The 17,053-nt window shown below is 73.3% G+C and carries 13 protein-coding genes and 1 other RNA gene; 7 read left to right on the forward strand and 7 right to left on the reverse strand.

Translation table 11 applies throughout. The features are described 5' to 3' along the window. Positions 1-40: 40 nt before the first annotated feature. Positions 41-976, forward strand: a complete 936-nt coding sequence (locus IF20_RS14980; protein ID WP_052865650.1) for a 3-oxoacyl-ACP reductase — start codon at positions 41-43, stop codon at positions 974-976. 133 nt (positions 977-1,109) lie between these two features. On the opposite strand, the gene IF20_RS39185 is transcribed toward IF20_RS14980, so the two are convergent. Then, positions 1,110-1,268 (reverse strand): hypothetical protein, encoded by a 159-nt coding sequence (locus IF20_RS39185; RefSeq protein WP_199896604.1) that lies wholly within the window; start codon positions 1,266-1,268, stop codon positions 1,110-1,112. Between the two features lie 151 nt (positions 1,269-1,419). Beyond that, complete coding sequence (locus IF20_RS14985) at positions 1,420-2,820, reverse strand: hypothetical protein (RefSeq protein WP_407702510.1); 1,401 nt, start codon at positions 2,818-2,820, stop codon at positions 1,420-1,422. A 234-nt stretch (positions 2,821-3,054) separates the two neighbouring features. Between IF20_RS14985 and IF20_RS14990 the strand changes: the two genes are divergently transcribed. From IF20_RS14990 to IF20_RS15000, 3 genes are read left to right on the forward strand one after another with little or no spacing between them, the layout of a single operon-like run. Beyond that, positions 3,055-3,936, forward strand: coding sequence for a Nif3-like dinuclear metal center hexameric protein (locus tag IF20_RS14990; protein ID WP_052865651.1), 882 nt, complete (start codon positions 3,055-3,057; stop codon positions 3,934-3,936). Positions 3,937-3,951: 15 nt separating this feature from the next. Next, positions 3,952-4,695: a CT398-like coiled coil hairpin domain-containing protein gene (locus IF20_RS14995; protein WP_110944177.1), complete on the forward strand. Its 744-nt coding sequence runs from the start codon at positions 3,952-3,954 to the stop codon at positions 4,693-4,695. Positions 4,696-4,701: 6 nt separating this feature from the next. Beyond that, the gene (locus tag IF20_RS15000; RefSeq protein ID WP_052865653.1) at positions 4,702-5,997 is read left to right on the forward strand and encodes a bifunctional RNase H/acid phosphatase; all 1,296 of its coding nucleotides are present in this window, start codon (positions 4,702-4,704) and stop codon (positions 5,995-5,997) included. A 100-nt stretch (positions 5,998-6,097) separates the two neighbouring features. On the opposite strand, the gene eda is transcribed toward IF20_RS15000, so the two are convergent. After that, positions 6,098-6,754, reverse strand: a complete 657-nt coding sequence (gene eda, locus IF20_RS15005) for a bifunctional 4-hydroxy-2-oxoglutarate aldolase/2-dehydro-3-deoxy-phosphogluconate aldolase (RefSeq protein ID WP_234426661.1) — start codon at positions 6,752-6,754, stop codon at positions 6,098-6,100. 75 nt (positions 6,755-6,829) lie between these two features. Next, the gene (gene yaaA / locus IF20_RS15010) at positions 6,830-7,630 is read right to left on the reverse strand and encodes a peroxide stress protein YaaA (RefSeq protein WP_052865655.1); all 801 of its coding nucleotides are present in this window, start codon (positions 7,628-7,630) and stop codon (positions 6,830-6,832) included. Positions 7,631-7,775: 145 nt separating this feature from the next. On the opposite strand from yaaA, the gene IF20_RS15015 reads away from it, so the two are divergent. Continuing rightward, positions 7,776-9,260: an RNB domain-containing ribonuclease gene (locus IF20_RS15015; protein WP_234426662.1), complete on the forward strand. Its 1,485-nt coding sequence runs from the start codon at positions 7,776-7,778 to the stop codon at positions 9,258-9,260. 13 nt (positions 9,261-9,273) lie between these two features. Here IF20_RS15015 and IF20_RS15020 read toward each other — a convergent pair whose 3' ends face one another. Further along, positions 9,274-9,960 carry a hypothetical protein gene (locus IF20_RS15020; protein WP_199896605.1) on the reverse strand — a complete coding sequence of 229 codons (687 nt, stop codon included), beginning with the start codon at positions 9,958-9,960 and terminating at the stop codon, positions 9,274-9,276. Next, positions 9,957-10,766, reverse strand: coding sequence for a MerR family transcriptional regulator (locus IF20_RS15025; protein WP_052865657.1), 810 nt, complete (start codon positions 10,764-10,766; stop codon positions 9,957-9,959). Before IF20_RS15025 ends, IF20_RS15020 begins: the two co-directional genes overlap by 4 nt. Positions 10,767-10,911: 145 nt before the next feature. Here IF20_RS15025 and rnpB point away from each other — a divergent pair. Next, positions 10,912-11,313, forward strand: an RNA gene (gene rnpB / locus IF20_RS16485) — RNase P RNA component class A. A gap of 456 nt (positions 11,314-11,769) precedes the next feature. Here rnpB and IF20_RS15030 read toward each other — a convergent pair. After that, on the reverse strand, positions 11,770-12,057 hold the full coding sequence (locus tag IF20_RS15030; protein ID WP_052865658.1) for a WXG100 family type VII secretion target: 288 nt from the start codon (positions 12,055-12,057) through the stop codon (positions 11,770-11,772). Positions 12,058-12,302: 245 nt separating this feature from the next. Here IF20_RS15030 and IF20_RS15035 point away from each other — a divergent pair, with 245 nt between their 5' ends. Beyond that, positions 12,303-17,021 carry an FtsK/SpoIIIE domain-containing protein gene (locus IF20_RS15035; RefSeq protein WP_052865659.1) on the forward strand — a complete coding sequence of 1,573 codons (4,719 nt, stop codon included), beginning with the start codon at positions 12,303-12,305 and terminating at the stop codon, positions 17,019-17,021. Positions 17,022-17,053 lie beyond the last annotated feature (32 nt).

A 17,053-nucleotide genomic window follows, 5' to 3' on the forward strand; every position in this document is an offset into this window, starting at 1 on the left:
GGAGCGGACCGACGGGAACCACGGACAACGGGAGGCACGGATGGTGCTGCACGGTAGGACGGCCGTCGTCACCGGCGCGGGCCGCGGCCTGGGGCGGGTCGAGGCGCTCGAACTCGCCCGGCTCGGCGCCAACGTGATCGTCAACGACTACGGGCAGCCGGGCCGGGACGGTTCCGGCGAGGCGTCGGCGGCACCGGCCGAACAGGTGGCGGCCGAGATCAGGGCCGCGGGCGGAGAGGCCACGGCCCACCTCGGGGACGTCGCCGACTTCGACACCGCACGCGCCCTCGTGGAGCTGGCCGTCGAGCGCTACGGAACGCTGGACATCCTGGTCAACAACGCGGGCATCCTGCGGGACCGGATGGTCTTCTCGATGTCCGAGGACGAGTGGGACGCGGTCCTCCGTGTGCACCTCAAGGGGCACTTCAACATGACGCGCTTCGCCGCCGCCCACTGGCGCGAGCGGTCCAAGGCGGCCGGCGCCCCGGTCCACGGCCGGATCGTCAACACCTCTTCCGAGGCGTTCCTCGCGGGCTCGGCCGGGCAGCCCAACTACGCGGCTGCCAAGGGCGGCATCGTGGGCCTGACCACCTCCACGGCGGCGGCGCTGGGCAAGTACGGCGTGACCGCCAACGCGATCTGCCCGCGGGCCCGCACCCGGATGACCGAGGACGTCTTCGCGGGCTTCGGAGAGCCGGGCGAGGGCGAGCCGGACCCGCTGGCGCCCGAGCACGTCGCGCCGCTGGTGGGCTACCTCGCCGGGCCCGCCGCCGAACGCGTCAACGGGCAGGTCTTCGTGGTGCACGGCGGCTTCGTCGCGCTGCTCGAACGGCCCAAGGTGGCCGCGCAGTTCGACACCGCCAAGGACGTCTTCACGTACGAGGAGCTGGACGCGGTGCTGTCGCCGTACTTCGCCGCCCGGGCGCCGGGGGACAACTTCGCGGCGACGGAGGTGCTGGGCCTCAAGAAGCGCTGAGTCCCTGCCCTTCTCTATGCACCGGGTGTCTGCCCTTCGGGGGCGGCGGTTCGGGACGCACGACGGCCGTGGCCGCCACGGGAGATCCCTCTCGTGGCGGCCACGGCCGTCTCGGTACTGCCCGGGCTTCCGCTCAGGCGTTCCGCTGGTTCGTGGGCCGGCGGTGCCGCCCGGCGCTGGACGCCGCCGCGTCCTCGCTCGCTGCCGGGCCGCGGTGCTTGCCGGAGCCTGCGGCCGGGGCGGAAGCCTGCTGCGGGCGCGCCTCGGTCGTTTCGGTTCGGGCTTCGGACATGGAAAGTGTCACTCCGTCAGATCGCTTACAGGTGTACGCGTCGGGACCTCCCCCAGCTCCGCCGGGCACACCCCCGGGCGTCACCGTCGGTGGCCGGGTCAACCGGCTGCGTAGCCCCTTACAAAATTCTAACGGGGTGCTCTTTGACGCTCTACCGGGCCTCCCGGGCCGCCAGTGGTGCCTGTTGCAGCGGCACTGGCCTGCATTGTTGAGGATGCGCCGCACTTTCGTACGGTTCCCGCTCCGCCGTGCTCGTTTGTGTGGATGTTGTGCAGCCGTTCGGAGGCGCCAGGGAGGTCGTGCGGATTCCGGAAGTGGGCGGCAGCGCGGCCGAGGTGTTCCAGGCGAACCGTCTCAGTCGTTGCGAGTGCGATGCGGGGGCGAGCGCCCCGGCCGGTACGGGGAGGGCGGCCGGCAGGGGCGCAGGCGAGGCGTCCGGCGCCGGCGCGCCGGCTTCCGCCTCCCACACCACGCTCGCCCGCGCGACGCCGCACGGGGCGGCCCGCGTCGCGTACGGCAGGCGGAGCTCGCCCTCCGGCGTCCAGTGGCCCGTACCGGGCAGCCAGCCCGCCGGCGCGGCCGACCGCCGCAGCCGCTTCGTCGCGGGGCGCCACACGGCGAGCCAGGTGCCGGCCGCCCCGTCCACCCGGAAGGCGACCGCGCAGCTCTCGGGGGCCAGCGTCTGGCCCGGCTGCATGGCGAAGGGGGTCAGCGCGGCGTCCGCGGCGTGCAGCGCCTCGGGGAACCGCACCGGGCGCGTGCTGCCCAGCACACCCCAGCCCATCCGGTCGTACCCGGGCGCGTCCGACCGCAGCAGCACCAGGCCGCTGTCGGGATCGGCCAGCAGCAGCCGGTCGTTGCTCCGCTCGGTGAGCTCCAGCAGCGGGCTGACGCCGCCGCCCCGGCCGAGGTCGACCACGACGGTCTTGGTCAACCCGTCCAGCTCGCGGTCCAGCGCGAGCAGCCGCCCCTCGCGGTCCAGCCAGACGCCGCCGGTGCAGCGCCCCGGAACGAGCGCGACCCGTTGCGGTTCGTCGCCGCCGTGCAGCAGCCAGACCGCGGTGGCCCGGCGCGCGCCGTCCCCGCCCACGGGGGCGAGGGCGTGCACCAGCGTGCCGCACGGGGCGGGTGGCAGCAGCGTCAGCTCCTCGGTCTCCACGCTGCCGAGCGGGAGTTCACCGGTGCCAGGACCGGTGGGGTACAGGAGGGCGACCGTGCTGTGGCCCGCCGCGCGGCGCACGATCAGCACCCGGCCGTCCGTGAGCGGCAGCAGCGCGCTGTCCGGGCGCTCGGGCCGGCGGCCGGGGAGCGGCACCGCGTACGGCTCGCAGCCGTCCAGCGTCCAGCGCTCGGGGAACCAGCCGCCGCCCGACGTGGGAACGAGCCGTGCGGCGTACGAGCCGTCGGCGGCGAGCGTCAAGGGAGCGGGGCGGTGGGGCAGCCCGGTGAGCCCCCTCGGCCCGGTGGGCCGAGGAGGGCGGGCAGGGGTGTTTTCCGTGACGTCCTCGAAGTTCCCGTCGGTTCTGACGCGCTCAGTTGCACAGGCTGTCATTGAGTGGTCACCTCCAGTCACGAAGAAGCTAGTTTTCGCACTTCCTACCGATCAACGGCTGATGGACCACTTCACGCGTATGAGTGGCTGTTGTCCTGTTCGCCTGCGGCGGTGCGGCGGATGTGCCAGTGGGGCCGGTCCGGCCGCCCCGCGCGACGCCCGGGAGGGGGCGACCGGCATCGCGCGGTCACCGCGGCTGGGCGGTCAGCCGCGGGTGGGAGGTAACCTTCCCCCGTGCCCGCACTGTCTGAAGTCCTCTCCGCCCTCGACGCCCTGTGGCCCGCCGAGCGGGCCGAGGCGTGGGACGCCGTCGGCACCGTCTGCGGCGACCCCGAAGCCCCTGTGCGGCGCGTGCTCTTCGCCGTCGACCCGGTGCAGGAGATCGTCGACGAAGCCGTGCAGCTCGGCGCCGACCTGCTCGTCACCCACCATCCCCTGTACCTGCGGGGGACGACGACGGTCGCGGCGGCCACCTTCAAGGGCAAGGTCGTGCACACGCTGATCAAGAACGACATCGCCCTGCACGTCGCGCACACCAATGCCGACACCGCCGATCCCGGCGTCTCCGACGCCCTCGCCGGCGCCCTCGACCTGCGCGTGCTGCGCCCCCTCGTGGCGGACGCGAGCGATCCCGCGGGCCGCCGCGGCCTCGGCCGGGTCTGTGAGCTCGCGCACCCGATGCCGCTGGGCGACTTCGCCCGGTACGCCGCCGAGCGGCTGCCGGCCACCGCGCAGGGCATCCGGGTCGCCGGCGACCCGGAGCGCACCGTCCGTACGGTCGCGGTCTCCGGCGGCTCCGGCGACAGCCTCTTCGACGAGGTGCGTGCGGCGGGCGTGGACGCCTTCCTCACCGCCGACCTGCGTCACCACCCGGCCTCCGAGGCCACCCAGAAGAGCCCGCTCGGGCTGCTGGACGCCGCGCACTGGGCCACCGAGTGGCCGTGGTGCGAGCAGGCGGCCGCGCAGCTCGACGAGATCTCCGACCGGCACGGCTGGGACCTGCGCACGCACGTCTCCCGTACGGTCACCGACCCCTGGACCGCCCACGCGGCATCCTCCCACCCGTCGCCCACCACCACCCTTCAGTCGAGCGCTTCGCGCGCTGCATCCGACTAACCTTGGAGCCCCCAACTGAACGCCGCGCCCGCAGACCAGATCCGCCTCCTGGACGTCCAGTCCCTGGACCTCCGTCTCAGCCAGCTCGCGCACAAGCGCAACAACCTGCCCGAGCTGGCCGAGCTCCAGACCCTGGAGGGCGACCTCACGCAGCAGCGCGACCTGCTCGTCGCCGCGCAGACCGAGGAGAGCGACACCGCTCGCGAGCAGACCAAGGCCGAGCAGGACGTGGACCAGGTGCGCCAGCGCGCCGCCCGCGACCAGCAGCGGCTCGACTCCGGCGCGATCACCTCGCCGAAGGACCTGGAGAACCTCCAGCGCGAGGTCGCCTCGCTGGCCAAGCGCCAGGGCGACCTTGAGGAGGTCGTCCTGGAGGTCATGGAGCGCCGTGAGTCCGCGCAGGAGCGCGTCGCCGAGCTCTCCGACCGGGTGGCCGCCATCCAGGCCAAGGTGACCGACGCCGTCGCGCGCCGGGACGCCGCGTACGCCGAGATCGACGGCGAGGCCGCCAGCGTCACCAAGGAGCGCGAGCTGACCGTCGCCGACATCCCGGCGGACCTGCTCAAGCTGTACGACCGGCTGCGCGAGAAGCAGGGCGGCGTCGGTGCGGCGCGGCTCTACCAGCGCCGCTGCGAGGGCTGCCGCCTGGAGCTGGACATCACCGAGCTGAACGACGTGCGCGCTGCCGCGGCCGACAAGGTCGTGCGCTGCGAGAACTGCAGCCGCATCCTGGTCCGCACGCCCGACTCGGGCCTGTAAGCCACGATGCCGCGCACGTTCATCGTCGAGGCGGACGGCGGGTCGCGGGGCAATCCCGGGCCCGCCGGGTACGGTGCCGTGGTCATCGACCCCGAGACCGGCGAGACGCTGGCCGAGGCCGCCGAGTTCCTCGGTACGGCCACGAACAACGTCGCCGAGTACAAGGGGTTGGTGGCCGGGTTGCGCGCCGCCCACGCCCTCGACCCGGAGGCGGAGATCCGGGTCCGGATGGACTCCAAGCTCGTCGTCGAGCAGATGTCGGGCCGCTGGAAGATCAAGCACCCGGACATGCAGCCGCTCGCGGCCACCGCCAAGGCCGTGTTCCCGCCGGACCGGGTCACGTACGAGTGGATCCCGCGCAAGGAGAACAAGCACGCCGACCGGCTCGCCAACGAGGCGATGGACGCGGGCGCGGCGGGCCGTCAGTGGGAGCCGAGCGCGTCGGGCGCGGCGCTCGCCTCGGGGCCGCGACGGCCCGCGGGCGCCACGGCCTCGGACACCGCGGTCGCGGACGCGGAGCTCGCGGGTGCGGATGCGGAGATCACCGGTGCGGACGCGGAGCTCGCCGGTGCGGACGCGGAGATCGCCGGCCCCGCGGGAGCCCGTGCCGCCGGGGCGCAGGGCGCCGGCACCGCCACGGCCACCCCGCCGTCCGGCTGGGCCGTGCCCGCCGACCTGGGCGCGCCGACCACCTTCGTGCTGCTGCGGCACGGTGAGACCCCGCTGACGCCGGAGAAGCGGTTCTCCGGCAGCGGCGGCTCGGACCCCGAACTCTCCGCCGCCGGCCGCCTGCAGGCCCGTGAGGCGGCCGCCGCGCTCGCCGTACGCGGCACGGTCCAGGCGATCGTCAGCTCCCCGCTGCGCCGCTGCCGGGAGACCGCCGAGACGATCGCGGCCCGGCTGGGTCTGGACGTACGCATCGAGGACGGGCTGCGCGAGACGGACTTCGGCGCGTGGGAGGGCCTGACCTTCTCCGAGGTGCGCGAGCGCCACCCGGCCGACCTGAACGCCTGGCTGGCCTCCGACAAGGCGGAACCGACCGGCGGCGGCGAGTCGTTCGCGGCCGTGGCCCGCCGGGTCGAGCTCACCCGCGACAAGCTCAGGGCGCGGTACGCGGGGAAGACGGTCCTGCTGGTCACCCACGTGACGCCGGTCAAGACCCTGGTACGGCTGGCGCTGGGCGCCCCGCCGGAGTCGCTGTTCCGGATGGAGCTCTCCGCGGCCTCGCTGTCGGCGATCGCGTACTACGCGGACGACAACGCGTCGCTGCGGCTGCTGAACGACACGTCGCACCTGCGGTGAGCTGAGCCGACGCGGCTACGGGGGTGCGGTCCACCGTCCGTGGCCGACTGCCGCGCCGTCGTGGCTGCCCGCGCAGTTCCCCGCGCCCCTGAAGCGCCTTTCAGGCGCCCAGGGCGGAGGCCTCCGTCGCCAGGCGGGCGATCCGGTCCCAGTCCTTGGTGCGGACGGCGTCCGCCGGGAGCATCCACGTGCCGCCCACGCACGCCACGTTGGGGAGGGCCAGGTACTCCGGCGCGTTGGCCGCCTTGATCCCGCCCGTCGGGCAGAACCGGGCCTGGGGGAGCGGCGAGGCGAGCGACTTCAGGTACGCCGTGCCGCCCGCGGCCTCCGCCGGGAAGAACTTCAGCTCCGTGACGCCCTCCTCCAGCAGCGTCACGACCTCGGACGTCGTGGAGACTCCGGGCAGGAACGGCACGCCGGAGTCCCGCATCGCGCCGAGCAGCCGGGGCGACCAGCCCGGGCTCACCAGGAAGCGGGCGCCCGCCGCGACCGCCTCGGTGACCTGTGCCGGCGTGATCACCGTGCCCGCGCCGACCACCGCGTCCGGGACCTCGGCCGCGATCGCCCGGATGGCGTCCAGCGCCGCCGGGGTCCGCAGCGTCACCTCGATCGCGGGCAGGCCGCCCGCGACGAGCGCGCGGGCGAGCGGTACGGCGTCGGCGGCGTCCTCCAGGACGACGACGGGGACGACGGGGGCGAGCCCGAGGACGGAGCCTTCGGAAGCGGGAGCGGGGGAAGCGGAGGCAGCACTAGTCACGCGTTCATAGTGCGCCTCGGCCGCATACTTCGCAACGAGCATTGCGTATGTTGCAACGCTGGACGAGGTGTGGGCTCAGAGCTCGGTGACGATCACGTCCAGCGCCCACGGCTTGCCGGCCTTCGCCGGGGCCTGCGCCTCGACCGTGTAGCCCAGCCCGCGCAGTGCCTCCAGCAACTCCTCGGGGCCGGCCGGCTCCAGTCCGGCCGAGAGCAGGTCACGGACCATCCGGCCCTTGGTCGCCTTGTTGAAGTGGCTGACCACGGAGCGCTTCTCCACTCCGTTCACGATCTTCGACTGAAGCACCCGCACCGTCGCCGTCCGCTCGGCGACCTCGCCCTTCGGCTTCCAGGCCGACGCGTACGCGGACGACCGCAGGTCCAGCACGAGCCGGTCCCCGGCGGCGGCCGGCAACACCTCGGCCATCGGCCCGCGCCAGTAGGCGCCCAGCGCGCCCAGGCCGGGCAGCTTCACGCTCATGGAGCAGCGGTAGGACGGGATGCGGTCGGCGATCCCCACCGCGCCCCACAGCCCGGAGAAGACCAGCAGCGACCGCTCCGCCAGCTGCCGCGCCTTCTGATCGAGCGTCGCCAGGCCGAGCGCGTCGTACAGCACGCCGGTGTAGATCTCGCCCGCCGGGCGGGTGCCGGCGGTGCGCAGCGCGGCGTTCTTCGCGACCTCGCCCTTCAGCCCCTCGCTCAGGCCCAGCACCTCCTGCGCCTTGCCGGCGTCCGCCGCGCACAGCTCGACCAGCTCGGTCAGCACGGCCTCCCGAGCGGGCGCGAGGCCCGGCAGCGACAGCGCGGCCACGTCCAGCGGGGCCGTGCCGTCCTGTCCGTCGGCCTTGCCTTCGGACGGCGGCAGCAGCGTGAGCACGGTCGGTCTCCTTACGGCGGTACGGGCACGAGAGCGGGCCGCACCGGACGGGGCGGCCCCCGTGCACCCTATGCCGTCGCCGCGACGGCCCTTGACGGTCCCTGGAGGGGATTTGTCCTAGTCTCGTGCCATGCCCCGTCGCCCGATGCGTGTGACCGACGAATCCCCTGAGGGCACCGCCCCGCTGGGCGGCGCGCTACGGGAGCTGCGGACGCGACTGGAGATCCCGGCGGAGTTCCCGCCCGAGGTCACGGCGGAGGCCGACCGCGCCGCGCGCAGCCCACGGATGCCGGCCGAGGACGCCACCGGCCTCCCGCTCTTCACCATCGACCCGCCCGGCTCCACCGACCTCGACCAGGCGCTCCACCTCGCGCGCCGGGAACCGGGCGGCTTCCGCGTGCACTACGCCGTCGCCGACGTCGCCGCGTTCGTCGCCCCAGGAAGCGCGCTGGACGCCGAGGCGCACCGCCGCGTGACGACCCTGTACTTCCCCGACGGGCGCGTGCCCCTGCACCCGCCCGCCCTCGGGGAGGGCGCCGCGAGCCTGCTGCCCGACCAGGACCGGCCCGCCGTCCTCTGGCGGCTCGACCTGGACGAGTACGGGGCGCTGGTCGGCACCGACGTACGCCGGGCCGTCGTCCGCTCCCGCGCCCGGCTCGACCACGAGGGCGTGCAGCGCGCCATCGAGTCCGGCACGGCCGCGGAACCCCTCTCCCTGCTCCGCGACATCGGCGAGCTGCGCGAGGAGCGCGAACGGGACCGCGGCGGCATCTCGCTCCACGTGCCCGAGCAGGAGATCGTGGCCCGGGACGGCCGCTACCGCCTCGCCCACCGGGCACCGCTGCCCGCCGACGGCTGGAACGCGCAGCTCTCACTCCTCACCGGCATGGCGGCGGCCGGCCTGATGCTCGACGCCGGCACCGGCATCCTCCGCACCCTGCCGTCCCCGCACCTCGCCACCCCGTTCGCGCCCGAGGAAGCGCCGCCCCCGGACGGCGCCGTCGGCCGGCTGCGCCGGACCGCCCGGGCGCTGGGCATCGACTGGCCGCACCACACCCCGTACGCGGAGCTGATCCGGGAGCTCGATCCGCGCCTCCCCGAGCACGCCGCGTTCCTCCAGGAGTGCACCTCCCTGCTGCGCGGCGCGGGCTACACGGTCTTCGACGGCACGCCGCCCGCGCCCGGCGACGCCCTGCACTCCGCCATCGCCGCCCCGTACGCCCACGCCACGGCGCCACTGCGCCGCCTCGTCGACCGGTACGTGGTCGAACTGTGCCTGTCAGCGGCGGCCGGGGAGCCGCCGCCGGAATGGGTGCGGGCGGCGCTGCCCGCACTGCCGGAGGAGATGGCGGCGGGCGGCCGGCGGGCCCACCGCGTCGAGCGGGAGTGCGTGGACCTGGTCGAGGCGGCCGTCCTGCGGGACCGGGTCGGCGACCTCTTCGACGGCTACGTCGTCGACGTCCACCCGGACCGGCCCCGCCGGGGGACCGTCCACCTCTGCGCCCCGGCGGTCGTCGGCCGGGTGGACGCCGCCCCCGACGCCCCGCCGCTGCCCCTCGGCCACCCCCTGCGCGTCCGCCTCACCGCCGCCGAACCGGGCCGCGAACCGGTCCGCTTCGTCCCGGCCTGAGGCGACCGGTGCCTCACGGGGCGGCCGGCTCCGGTGCGGCGTCCGCTTCCCGTACGGTCCCGGCTGCTGTCCGCGCTGTCTCCTCGGCCGCCTCCCGAGCGGCCTCGGCCGCCTCCCGCAGGGCCGTCACCGCCGCCCGCGAGTCGTCCGCGTGGAAGCGCACCGTGCGCACCTCCTCGGGCGCCCCCATGAAGCGCCGTACGACCGTGACCGGCGCGGACAGCTCCACCGTCACCGATGTCTGTCCGCCGGTGGCCGCCTCCAGGACGCCGGCGGGCGGCTTGCCGTTCGGGAAACGGAGGTCGCGCCGGACCGTGGCGACCAGCGCCAGGGGAATCACGGCGTCGAGCCGCGCGCCGTTCCGTACGCGCAGCACCCCGGCGCCCACCAGATGCGGCCGGGTGACCGCGGCGGCGTGCAGCCCGAGCGCCATCAGCACCGTGTAGACGTCCAGTACCAGCATGATCCCGTGGACGACGGGCCACTCCGCCAGCAGGAAGGACATCCCCACGGTCTCCACGAGGCACACGAAGGCGAAGCCGAGCACCAATGGGGCCTGCGCCCGTGCGTACCCGAAGGCATGCACGCCGCGCGCCGCCGGGCCCGCTCCGTCCCGCCGCCGTACCGCCCACAGCCCCAGGCTCGCCAGCCACCGCCCCTCGTGGGCGAGCAGGAGGCGCGCCGTGCGCCCCCGGCTCATCGTGCCTGCTCCGTGAAGAGCCGGATCGCCTGCCGGACGGCCGCGGCCTGGGCCGGGGCGAAGTGCGCGTAGAAGGCCCGCATCATGGTCCGGGCCGTTGTCGGGTCTCCCGCCCCGGCCTCTTCGGCGGCCAGCGCCTCGCGCGCCCCGGCGGCCAGCTCGGCCGGCATGCAGTCGCACAACGCTTGTGCCGCCGCTGCCACGCGCGGGTCGTCCACCTCGGCCTCCGCGAGCTCGTCCAGCATCGCGTAGACCTCGTACGCGCGGTCCATCGCCTCCGGCTCGTCCAGCGCCGAGCCGAGCACCGCCGTGAACTCCGCCGGCGCCGCGCCCATCGACTCGAACATGGCCATCAGCTCCCGTTCCTGCCGGGCCATCGCGGGCTCGGGGCCCGGGCGGGCGGCCGAGGCGCGGGCCATCCGTCCGAAGACATCCGCCAGTTCCTCGGACACCGGGCCCTCGGCGGGCAGGCCGCCGTGCTCCTCGGCCCGGCGCAGCAAGGCGCCCAGCCGGGCCCGCCGCTCGCGGATGTCCGCCTCCTGCCGCGCCAGGTCCGCGTCCAGCTCGGCCAGTACCTCGTGCAGGTCGCGCCCGGCGTCCTCGGCCAGTACGTCGCGCACCTCGTCCAGGCCCAGCCCCAGCTCCGTGAGGCGCCGCACCCGGGACAGCAGGACGGCGTCGCGCAGTCCGTACTCCCGGTAGCCGTTGGCCCGGCGCTCGGGCTCGGGCAGCAGCCCCAGGTGGTGGTAGTGGCGCACGGTGCGGGTACTGACGCCGGCCAGCGCCGCCAGCTCGCCGATCCTCATGCCGGCCGTCCGATGGGTGAGCTTCTTCCCGTCTCCATGGCGACAAGTAGAAACGTTGACGCTGCGGCAAGGTCAAGGAACGGCGCCGGACGGCGGCCGGGGGCGGGCGGTGGTGACGTGCAGGTAGCATGGTCGGCACGGCGGACGAGCCGGCCGGGCGGTCGCGTGGGGGTCTTCGGACCTCCCCGAGGAACGTCCGGGCTCCACAGGGCAGGGTGGTGGGTAACGCCCACCCGGGGTGACCCGCGGGACAGTGCCACAGAAAGCAGACCGCCGGTGCCGCAAGGCGCCGGTAAGGGTGAAACGGTGGTGTAAGAGACCACCAGCCTCCGAGGCGACTCGGAGGGCTAGGTAAACCCCACCTGGAGCAAGGTCAAGAGGGGCCGTCTTCGGACGGCCCTGCGCGGATGTTCGAGGGCTGCCCGCCCGAGTCCGCGGGTGGACCGCACGAGGCTGCCGGCAACGGCAGCCCTAGATGGATGGCCGCCTCCCCGCGGCCCGCAAGGGCCCCGGGAGACAGAACCCGGCGTACAGGCCGACTCGTCCGCCGCCACCGGCAGCAGCCGCGGCGCCGGCCCATTCGGAGGCCGGTGCGGATACGCGCACGGTCCCTCGAACTGCCGCTCAACAGTGCAGCTTTCGGCGTGCAGTTGCCTGTTTCGCTTCTTGCTCCCGACGGAATTCGCCACGACTGTGACCGGGGTCATGCGGGCCGGATCCACGAAATGCTCGACCGCTCACTGTGGTCGCGGCAACCCGTGTCATAACGGACAGAAGTGCTATGTATCGATTTGGCGGGCGAACCTCCGGTCTTTTCGTTTTCTCCGTGCTGGCGCTTGTGAATACTTTGTGACTGCACCGTAAGAGATGTAACGAAAATGGAGAGGAGTCGGACGCCGCAAACAACAAAAAGGGGTGAGGGTGGTGTCGGCCTATCCGGGCCGATACCACCCTCACCCCCGAGCGCTCTGCGCAAGCAGGCTCAACCGCGGCAGTCGCCGCCTTACTTGCCCAGTTCGAGGTCGAGGTTCTCGAAGGAGTCCGCGGCCTTCTCCAGGTACTGGGCCAGGCCGTCGAGACCCTCGTTGGTCTTCGACATACCCTGCTTGAACTCCTCGAAGTCGTGACCGAACTTCTTCGACGCCTGCCGGGTGACGAAGCCCTTCTCGAGCAGGCCGTCGATGTAGCTCTTGAGGTCGTGGAGCTTCTCCTCGATGCGCTCCTTCTCGCGGTTCATCTTCTTCGCCGCGGCCCGCATGTCCTCATATGTGACATCAAGGTCTTTAGCCATGACGTTCCCCTTCCCTCCGTTGATGACCGCGAGGTCCCCCTCCCGGCATGCGTTTGGCGCGCACCTCTTCGGCGCGCGCCGCTGAGTAGCCTAGTCGTTGACTCAGGCAGGTGCACACAGGTGCCGTCGCAAGGCTCATTGAACCCCAGCAAATCGGGATGTTGTTGAGACATACTGAGGTGCGTGGCCGAGTTGTCGGGACGATATTCTCTTCCTCGTAGAGAGGTATTTCGAGGAGGAGCTAAGTGCGTTTGAAGCTGACCGTTGTCGACCCCTATGCGCACGCCAGCAAAGACCTCGTCCTCGACGCCGACCCCGAGACCCGAATCGACGCCGTGGCCCGGGAGTTGGCGGCCCGGGTGCGGGGCGGTGCCGGCTCGCACGCCGGGCACCCCGCCCCCGCGCTCTACGTCGACAACTACGCGCTGGACCCCGCCCACACCGTCACCACCTCCCCGCTGCGCGACGGCGCGGTGGTGAGCCTGGACGACCCCTCGGGCACGCTGCCCGGCGAGCAGTCCGGTCTCATCGAGGTGCGGGTGGCCGGCGGGCCCGACGCGGGCGCCGTCTACCGGCTCGGCATCGGCCGGTACGACATCGGCTCCAACCCGAACTGCCAACTGGTCATCAGCGATCCGGAACTGCCGCAGCGCGCGATGACGCTCTACGTGGTCTCCGCGGAGGACCTCCGCCTGGTCGTGCACGGCGGTGAGCAGTCGGGCGGGCAGCCCGGCGGACAGCCCGGCGCGGCAACACAGGGGGACGCGCAGCCCGAGCTGGAGGTGCGCGTCGACGGCAAGCCGCTCGAAGGGCAGCAGCTGCCGGTCGGCTCCCAGCTCGCCGTCGGCAACACCCTGCTCGACGTCTCCCACTACCTCCCCCCGGACGCGGCCCTGAAGTGGTCCGACGACGGCTCGGCCCTCGACTACAACCGCCCGCCGCGGCTGCGCCCGCCGGAGCGCACCACCAAGTTCCGGCTGCCCTCGCCTCCGAAGGAGTACGAGGCCCGGCCGCTGCCCTGGCTGATGGCGGCGTCCCCGCTCGTCATGGCCGTCACCATGGCGATGGTGATGGGGCGTACGACGTACCTGCTGATGGCCGTCTTCAGCCCGCTGATCATGATCGGCAACTACTTCTGGGACAAGAAGCACGGCCGCAAGTCCCACGCCAAGCAGGTCGAGGAGTACGAGGCACACAAGGCCCGGATCGAGCGCGACGCACAGGAGGCGCTGGTCCTGGAGCGCGGTGACCGCCGCCTCGACCACCCGGACCCCGGCACCATCTGGGCCAACGCCACCGGCCCCCGCACCCGCCTGTGGGAGCGCCGCCGCAGCGACGCCGACCACCTGCTGCTGCGCGTGGGTACCGGCCGGCTGCCCTCCGCCGTCGTCCTCGACGACCCCGAGCAGGACGACCACCGGCGCCAGGTCACCTGGGACATCGCCGACACCCCCGTCGCCCTGCACCTGGGTCAGCTCGGCGTGATCGGCTTCGCCGGCCCCGACGAGACCGCGCGCAGCCTGGCGCGGTGGACGGTGGCGCAGGCGGCCGCCCTGCACAGCCCGCTCGACGTGCAGTTCTACGTGCTCACCGACGCGCACGCGCAGGCCAGTTGGGACTGGGTCCGCTGGCTGCCGCACGCCCGTCCGACGGCGCAGGACGCCAACGTCCTCATCGGCAACGACGCCGAGACCGTCGGCGCCCGGATCGGCGAACTCACCCAGATCCTCGACGCCCGGCAGAAGGTCGCCCAGGAGAACCGCGGTCAGGCGGGCTTCTCCGACCCCGACATCGTCGTGGTCTGGGACGGTTCGCGCCGGCTGCGCTCGATGCCCGGCGTCGTACGGCTGCTCCAGGAGGGCCCGGCCGTATCGATGTACGCGATCTGCCTGGACGCGGAAGAGCGCTTCCTGCCGGGCGAGTGCAAGGGCATCGTGATCGCGGAGCCGCGCAACGCCCGGCACGCCCGGCACGAGCGGCAGGCCGGCGGCGGCGCGAGCGACGCGTACGAAGCGCTGCGGCGGGCCGCCGAGGACGAGCAGCGCAAGAAGGAGGCGGCCGAGGCCGGCCGCTCGCGCCGCAAGGGGAAGGGCAAGCGACGCAAGTCGCCCGCCCCCACCAGTCCGGCACTGACCAACACCGCCGCCGTGATGCTCTCCCTCGACAGCCAGAGCGGCGCCCCCGTGGCCGCGATGCCCATGAACACGGAGCAGATCGACCCCTCCGTGCTGCGGCTGCGCGTGCAGCAGGAGGGCGCGGCCAAGATCCTCGGCGTCCGGCCCGACTTCGTCTCGCCGGCCTGGTGCGCCCGCGTGGCGCGGGCGCTCGCCCCGCTGCGCGACATCAGCGGCGAGACGACGGACAGCGCGCTGCCGGACGCCAGCCGGCTCCTCGACGTCATCGGGATGGAGCCGCCGACGTCCAACGCGGTGGCCGCCCGCTGGCAGACCGGCGGGCAGTCCACGCTGGCGATGGTCGGTGAGTCCTACGACGGGCCGTTCGGCATCGACATCCGCAAGGACGGGCCGCACGGCCTGATCGCGGGTACGACCGGCTCCGGCAAGTCCGAGCTGCTGCAGACGATCGTCGCCGCGCTCGCCGTGGCGAACACGCCGGAGAACATGACCTTCGTGCTCGTCGACTACAAGGGCGGCAGCGCGTTCAAGGACTGCGTCCACCTGCCGCACACCGTCGGCATGGTCACCGACCTCGACGCCCACCTCGTCGAGCGCGCCCTGGAGTCGCTCGGCGCCGAACTGCACCGCCGCGAGCACATCCTGGCCCAGGTAGGGGCGAAGGACATCGAGGACTACCAGGACCTGGTACGCCGTAACCCCGGCATGGCACCGCTGCCCCGACTCCTCCTCGTCATCGACGAGTTCGCCTCCATGGTCCGCGACCTGCCGGACTTCGTCACCGGCCTGGTCAACATCGCCCAGCGAGGCCGCTCCCTCGGCATCCACCTGATGCTGGCCACCCAGCGGCCGTCCGGTGTGGTCTCGCCGGAGATCCGGGCCAACACCAACCTCCGTATCGCCCTGCGGGTCACCGACGGCGGCGAGTCCTCGGACGTCATCGACTCGCCCGAGGCCGGCAACATCTCCAAGAACACCCCGGGCCGCGCTTACGTGCGTACCGGCGCGGCCTCCCTCATCCCCTTCCAGTCCGGCCGCGTCGGCGGCCGTCGCCCCGGCACCGTGGACCCGATGGCCATCGCCCCGTGGACCGGGGAGCTGGACTGGTCCGGCCTGGGCCGCGCCGCGCTGGCGAAGCCCGCGGCCGCCAAGAGCGAGGAAGAGGAGATCACCGACCTGAAGGTGCTGGTCGACGCCATCCGCGAGGCCAACGCGCACCTGCGCATCCCGCAGCAGCACAGCCCCTGGCTGCCGGCGCTCGCGGAGACCTTGCTGCCGGAGGACCTGCCGCCGGTGCAGGGACAGGGCGCGCTGCCCCCGGCGGCGTACGGCATCGAGGACCTGCCGTCGAGCCAGGCCCGCCGCGCGGTCGCGATCGACTTCGCCACCTTCGGCCACCTGCTCATCGCCGGTGCGCCGCGCAGCGGCCGCTCCCAGGTGCTGCGGACGATCGCGGGCTCCCTGGCCCGCACCCTCTCCTCCGCCGACGTCCACCTGTACGGCATCGACTGCGGCAACGGCGCGCTGAACGCCCTGACCAAGCTGCCGCACTGCGGCGCCGTGGTGGGCCGCAACCAGAGCGAGCGGGCCGTCCGCCTGATCCGCCGGCTGTCGGCGGAGGCGAGCAAGCGGCAGGAACTGCTCGCGGAGTACGGCTTCGCGGACATCGGCGAGCAGCGAGCCGGCACGCCGGAGGGGCAGCGGCTGCCGCACATCGTGCTGCTGCTCGACCGCTGGGAGGGCTGGATGACCTCCCTGGGCGAGCTGGAGCACGGCGAGCTGACCGACGAGCTGCTGACCCTGATGCGCGAGGGCGCGAGCGTCGGCATCCACCTGGTGATCACGGGTGACAGGACGCTGCTGACCGGCCGGATCGCCTCGCTGACCGAGGACAAGTACGCCCTGCGCCTCGCGGACCGTACCGACTTCTCGATGCTGGGCATCAACAGCCGCAAGGTGCCGGACGACATCCCGCCGGGGCGCGCGTTCCGCAACGAGGTGGGTACGGAGATCCAGTTCGCGCTGCTGAGCGAGGACGCCACCGGCCAGGGCCAGAACGCGGCCCTCGCGGCCATCGGCGAGGGAGCGGCCCGCCGGGACGCCCAGGTGCCGCGGTCCCTCCGCCCCTTCCGGGTGGACTCGCTGCCCGGCCGTATCACCTTCGACCAGGCGTGGCAGCACATCGACCCGGCGGCGTTCGCCTCGCCGCTGTGGGGCCTGGTGGGCGTCGGCGGCGACGACCTGACGGCCTTCGGTCCGGACCTGGCACAGGGTTCGTTCGTGATCGCGGGCCCGGCGAGGTCGGGCCGCTCCACGGTGCTGATGAACCTGGCGCGTACGTACGTCGGCCGCGGCATCCGCCTGGTCGTCGCCGCGCCGCGGACGTCCCCGCTGCGCGAACTGAAGGGCCTCGAAGGCGTGCTGGCGGTCTTCACCGGCAGCGACATCGAAGAGGACGAACTGCAGGAGGCCGTGGCCACCGCGTCCCCGCAGCACCCGATCGTCATCCTCATCGACGACGGCGAGCTGCTGGAGGACTGCGACGCGGAGGACGAGTTCAAGCGGCTGGCCGCGCGGGGCGCCGAACGCGGCATCGGCATCGTCATCGCCGGCGACGAGGACGACGTCTGCTCGGGCTTCAGCGGCTGGCAGGTCGACCTGAAGAAGTCCAAGCGCGGCCTGCTGCTGTCCCCGCAGGACACCTCGAGCGGCGACCTCATCGGCGTACGCCTCAGCCGCACCGCAGTAGGCGGCCCGGTCACCCCGGGCAAGGGCCTCCTGCACCTGGGCAGCGGCGAGGCCTTCACGGTGACTGTGCCGGTGGGCTGAGCGGCAACGCACAGCTGTCGACTACGTAAGCG

The organism is Streptomyces niger, assembly GCF_000718305.1.
Classification (GTDB): domain Bacteria; phylum Actinomycetota; class Actinomycetes; order Streptomycetales; family Streptomycetaceae; genus Streptomyces; species Streptomyces niger.

Coding starts and splice junctions, on each gene's coding strand:
- IF20_RS15025 (WP_052865657.1), bottom strand. CDS start 10,766: ATGAGGATCGGCGAGCTGGCGGCGCTGGCCGGCGTCAGTACCCGCACC.
- IF20_RS15030 (WP_052865658.1), bottom strand. CDS start 12,057: ATGGCTAAAGACCTTGATGTCACATATGAGGACATGCGGGCCGCGGCG.
- IF20_RS15015 (WP_234426662.1), top strand. CDS start 7,776: ATGCGTGTGACCGACGAATCCCCTGAGGGCACCGCCCCGCTGGGCGGC.
- IF20_RS14980 (WP_052865650.1), top strand. CDS start 41: ATGGTGCTGCACGGTAGGACGGCCGTCGTCACCGGCGCGGGCCGCGGC.
- IF20_RS14985 (WP_407702510.1), bottom strand. CDS start 2,820: ATGACAGCCTGTGCAACTGAGCGCGTCAGAACCGACGGGAACTTCGAG.
- IF20_RS15020 (WP_199896605.1), bottom strand. CDS start 9,960: ATGAGCCGGGGGCGCACGGCGCGCCTCCTGCTCGCCCACGAGGGGCGG.
- IF20_RS39185 (WP_199896604.1), bottom strand. CDS start 1,268: ATGTCCGAAGCCCGAACCGAAACGACCGAGGCGCGCCCGCAGCAGGCT.
- IF20_RS15000 (WP_052865653.1), top strand. CDS start 4,702: ATGCCGCGCACGTTCATCGTCGAGGCGGACGGCGGGTCGCGGGGCAAT.